Genomic DNA, 4,607 nt, shown 5'->3' on the forward strand with positions numbered 1-4,607 from the left:
ATCTAGACCCAAAATTTGACTATCTTTTTTAATGTAGAGGGGTCAGCATCCGACAGAACGGCAGATGCATTCTCTGACCATTTTTAACCCCAGGTAGAGGGGTCAGCTTGCTCTAGCGTATCCAACTGGTAAAGGTGGCTCACTATAAGAACATGCGAAGTCCGAATTCGAACCTCGAAAGGGAAGTGCAAAAGGCCAGCGAGCTCATGCTCGAACTCATAGAAACCATCAACGCCAAAAACCAAGAATGATAGCCAGGATCCTATATCGGGAAAATGTACAGGGCGTACTGAACTATGTAACGGGCAAATCCCAAAGCACCGTACTCGGTTTCCAAAACACGTATTCCGATACCGATACCGACATGAAGTTTTTCGGTAGGGTACTTTATCATTTGGGCAATCGTCACGATTCCGAAAAACGGTATGCTCATATCTCATTGAACCTTCCCCGTGGCGAACATTTAAGCGACACCGACTTTTTCGAACTCTCCAAAAACTATATGAACCATATGGGCTATGGCGAACAGCCCTATGTTGTCATAAGACATCACGATACCAAACATGAGCACGTACATATCGTCTCGTCGACCATACAGGAAGATTGTTTGCAGATAAACCTTTCCAATGATATCAGAAGGAGTATTGCCATCCAGAAATACCTTGAAAAAGAATTCGGGCTTTCCCCGTCGCCCGATACGAAACAGACCAAGGAACTCCCGAAATACGAGATGCCTGAATTCAAGAACCGCGACATCAACGGGGTCAGGTTCTATATACAGGACATCACAAACATCGCTTTGCAAAAGTATAAGATTCGGAGTTTTACAGAACTGGCCGGATACCTCAAAGAACATCACATCGAGCTAAGGAAGGTCGAGCGAAACGGTAGGATAGGAGTGTCTTATGGAGTTGCCATAAAAGATGGCTACAAGTCAAGATTCATTAACGGCTATACCGTCCATCCACAATTGAGCGGCCCGAAACTGCAAAAGGTCTTCGAACAGAATCAAAGCTCTAAACTGTTGCCGATGGTCAAAAAGCGGCTGGAGAAACAATTGGATATCACCTATAACCTTTTCAAGACCATAGACCCCGAAGACCTTCCTGACATCCTGGAATCCTATCAAAAACTGGATTGCATGGCTGAATATGACGAGGAGGAAAAAGTCGTGGATTTTACCATCCATGACAAATCGGGCTATGTCCTGAAGGCCAAAGAAATCGCACCCCATATCGCAATCCGAAAGAACCCCGAAAAGTTCAAGACCGAAAATACCGAGATGGATGCAGAAAGTAAACAGCTAAAACTTGAACTTCAAAAGTGCATCAAGGAAACCTATGAAGAGACCTATCGAAATTCGGGGAGAAAACTACTTTTCTCCGAACATATCGATAGGCTAAGTGTAAAACCATTGGCCAAGGAAATAACAAGGTCGGAACGTTTTCTATTTCTAAAAAAGTACCTGCATATCGACAACAGAAGAATGGGCAATATGCTACAGGAACAGTTCGATATTATAAAGGACAAATTATATATATGGGAATCGGTCAGGGAAGAAAAAGAGCTTAACAAGAAAGCCGAACTGATAAAGCAGGCCATCGGCAAGCAGTTGTTCGAAACACCCAAACAAAAGGGAGTGCTTTTCGAACTTATGCACAGCCTTGGCACCAAACCGAACGGGGACAATCTATGCTATGCGAATTCCTATAAGCATCAGGTAAAATTGGATATTGGAAAGGTGCAATATCCTGAACAAATCGATTTTTACGCTTCCCCTAGTTTTATCCAAGAAAACGAAAAAGTATTGGACGGCCTTCTGAACGATAAACCTGAAAAAGAGATCCGCCCAAGCCCAACAGCGATATTCCTGCCTTTGATGTTCCCGAACCTTTATGCGGCCATGGCAAGAAAATATAGGGAACGATTAGAACGAATGAGCCTTAAATCCTATTGCCAATATGCAGCGCGCAAACAGGCGTCCTACGAGAAATCCCCGAAGGATTATATAGAGTTCTTCAATGCCAAAGGCTTCTATTTTGAAAGAAAGGAAGAGAGGCTTTGCGTTGGGTCGATATATTCGAAGTACCCGGTAAGTGTTCCGATCGCTCCGAAAATGCAGGCCTATCTGGAATCATCAAAAGACCTAAATATGGTTATGAAAGGACAAGCGGAAATCTTGGGGAACATCAAAACATCTGGGCGGGACAATTTGAAAAGTCTCTGGGCCACACATTTGATTGAGCGCGGGCAGTATAAAAAGGCGGCCTATCTCTTTGTGTTGGACGGGGTAAGGCCAAATCTCCCGGTGCAGCAATTGGAACACCACATGCAGAACGGGTTGAAGGAAGCGTTGGTTTCGGTTTCTCAAAAACAGGTTGCCAACAAACAGGCACGTATTCTACGTAAGGGTGTCTATGCCCTTGGAAATATACTGGGAGGTAAAGGCTATAAAGAAGAAGAACCGTTCAACGGGTTCAAGGATGAGTTTACGGATTTTTCGAAATATAAGGGGAATAGTTTAGGGTTTTGACATTATTGAAGGGTGCGGTCATTGAATTTTTGCGCCCTGACGGGCGCTTTTTTGTGGATAGGGAGAAGAAAGAAAAATAGTACCTGATCATTATTGTCCGAAAAGCAGGCGAATAGTAATTTTACTGCCTTAGAATATTTTAAACGATATGTTTTCAAACTTAAATTTCTAATCTTTCCTGATATTCATCCATGATATGCGTGGGTAGATTTTTGATGTATATTTCGGTTGTGCTAATATCCTTATGTCCGAGCATTTTGCTCAGCGCATTTATTGGAACATTATTGAGAATCAGATTTGTTGCCATGGAATGACGACTCACATAGCTAGTTAAATTCTCTTCAATTTCACAAAGTTGAGCAATGTCTTTTAGACGTTTATTATATCGCTTTCTTGCCCATCTTACATCTTTATATTGGTCTTGAATTTCATGGCGTTTTATTATTGGAAATATATAAGCCGTTTTAATTTTATCTTTCAAATAATGGTTCATTATTGATGACAGTTGCTCCGTTATCTTAATATCATAAGGTCTGGCGGTTTTTTGACGGCGATATTGAATGCGACCATCTACTATGTTATCAATTCTTAAAAATGCCATATCAATAAAGGAAATACCGTTCATGAGGTATGAGCAGAGAAAATAATTACGCGAATGGAATAAAGGAGAATCAGGTTCTAATTTCAAATCCAATATACGCTTGATTTTATCTTTACTGATTGCCCGCTTAGCTGTTGGTTGAGTTTTTATTTTATATTTCCTGAAAGGATAAGAATCGGCCGATACCAATTCTTGATGAATAGCTTTGTTGTAAATAGCTCTGAAAGTTCTCATGTATGTTGATAGGCCATTGATGCTGTTTCCTTTTTTTAAATGAGCTGTTTCAAACCTTTTGAGATAGGTATAGGTCATTTCCTCAAATCGGAGACGCTCTTTTTTGTGAAAGTTTTTCAAAACGCCCAAAGCACCTATGTAGGTTTGAGCATTTCCAAAACGATTGGCCTCTTTCATTTCATCGATCAACCTTCGGCCATATTCAAAAAAACAGATAGAATCTGATGTTTTGGTCAGAGTAGATTTCAGCTCCTTTATGCTTAACCCATCCAATTGACCGTTTTCCTCTAAGGCATTTATACCATCTCTTAACTCCGTCTTTTTTTTCATTAAGAGATTATTTAGGCGGGCAACTGAGGAAACACCTTTATAAGTCTTCTTTACATCACGACTCTTTTTATTCCAGAACTCGGGAGGGACAGCAAAGCCTGTAGAAATGGCTATCGTTTTACGATGATGGCTTAATCTAAAAATAATAGGACAAGTGCCATTTTTGCGTTTGCGCCTCGTGTCCATCGAGAGCGTGATGTTAGTTTTCATATTTTAAAGATACAAAATTTGCACTCAATTTGCACTCAAAACAATGTTTTATATGGTCTAATATGAATTGATTTGAAATTTATTATGTTGAAATACAATGTTTTACGTATTTTTAGAATTGTATAAATACAATAATCCTGTGCCTGGCAGGCAAGAGGTCACCGGTTCGACTCCGGTATTCTCCACGATCAATCGCAATTGGTTTTGCGTTTTAAAACTAAGGAAAGTCACTCAAGTTTATTTGAGTGACTTTCGTGTTTTAAAGGGTCCTTACCAATAGGCCTAACCATTTGCAGGATTGGATATCTTGCGGAGCAACACAGTTACTCCGGTATTCTCCACCAATAAATATTGGGCTTCAAGAGATTGGGAGCTTTTTTATTTTCCCATAAATCGAAATAAAACTCACTTTGGGCTCACTTTTTATTTTAAAACTTTAACGATTCATAAGTCTGTTTGATATCGTTTAATATTGCCTTCTAGCATTTTGCAAAAAGTAGACTTGCATATCTAATGTATTAATCAATATAGCAAACTGCAGCTCCGTTTCGTGCTATTGTCATCTAGAATATTCAGGGATCAAGACCAATTGTTGTGTTTATGCAAAGATTGTAGTTAGTCTATAAAGGAAGAATTCTACATTTTTCACACCCCTGAACTGTGCCCTAAAAGCTTTTATTTTTGCATTGAACGATTCTG

At 40.0% G+C, this 4,607-nt stretch carries 2 protein-coding genes and 1 tRNA gene; 2 read left to right on the forward strand and 1 reads right to left on the reverse strand.

The genetic code is table 11. From position 1 onward, the window contains the following. Nucleotides 1-247 precede the first annotated feature (247 nt). Entirely contained in the window at nt 248-2,533 is a 2,286-nt protein-coding gene (locus CWD90_RS22740) for a relaxase/mobilization nuclease domain-containing protein (protein ID WP_103478345.1), read from the forward strand. A 160-nt stretch (nt 2,534-2,693) separates the two neighbouring features. Here CWD90_RS22740 and CWD90_RS22745 read toward each other — a convergent pair whose 3' ends face one another. Further along, nucleotides 2,694-3,908, reverse strand: coding sequence for a site-specific integrase (locus tag CWD90_RS22745; RefSeq protein WP_103478346.1), 1,215 nt, complete (start codon nt 3,906-3,908; stop codon nt 2,694-2,696). 114 nt (nt 3,909-4,022) lie between these two features. On the opposite strand from CWD90_RS22745, the gene CWD90_RS23145 reads away from it, so the two are divergent. Beyond that, nucleotides 4,023-4,093, forward strand: a tRNA-Ala gene (locus tag CWD90_RS23145). Nucleotides 4,094-4,607 lie beyond the last annotated feature (514 nt).

Source organism: Arenibacter catalasegens (assembly GCF_002909235.1).
Taxonomy (GTDB): domain Bacteria; phylum Bacteroidota; class Bacteroidia; order Flavobacteriales; family Flavobacteriaceae; genus Arenibacter; species Arenibacter catalasegens.

What these genes read in the sequence shown, in the direction of transcription:
- CWD90_RS22745 (WP_103478346.1), bottom strand. Translation starts at nt 3,908, where the DNA reads ATGAAAACTAACATCACGCTCTCGATGGACACGAGGCGCAAACGCAAA.
- CWD90_RS22740 (WP_103478345.1), top strand. Translation starts at nt 248, where the DNA reads ATGATAGCCAGGATCCTATATCGGGAAAATGTACAGGGCGTACTGAAC.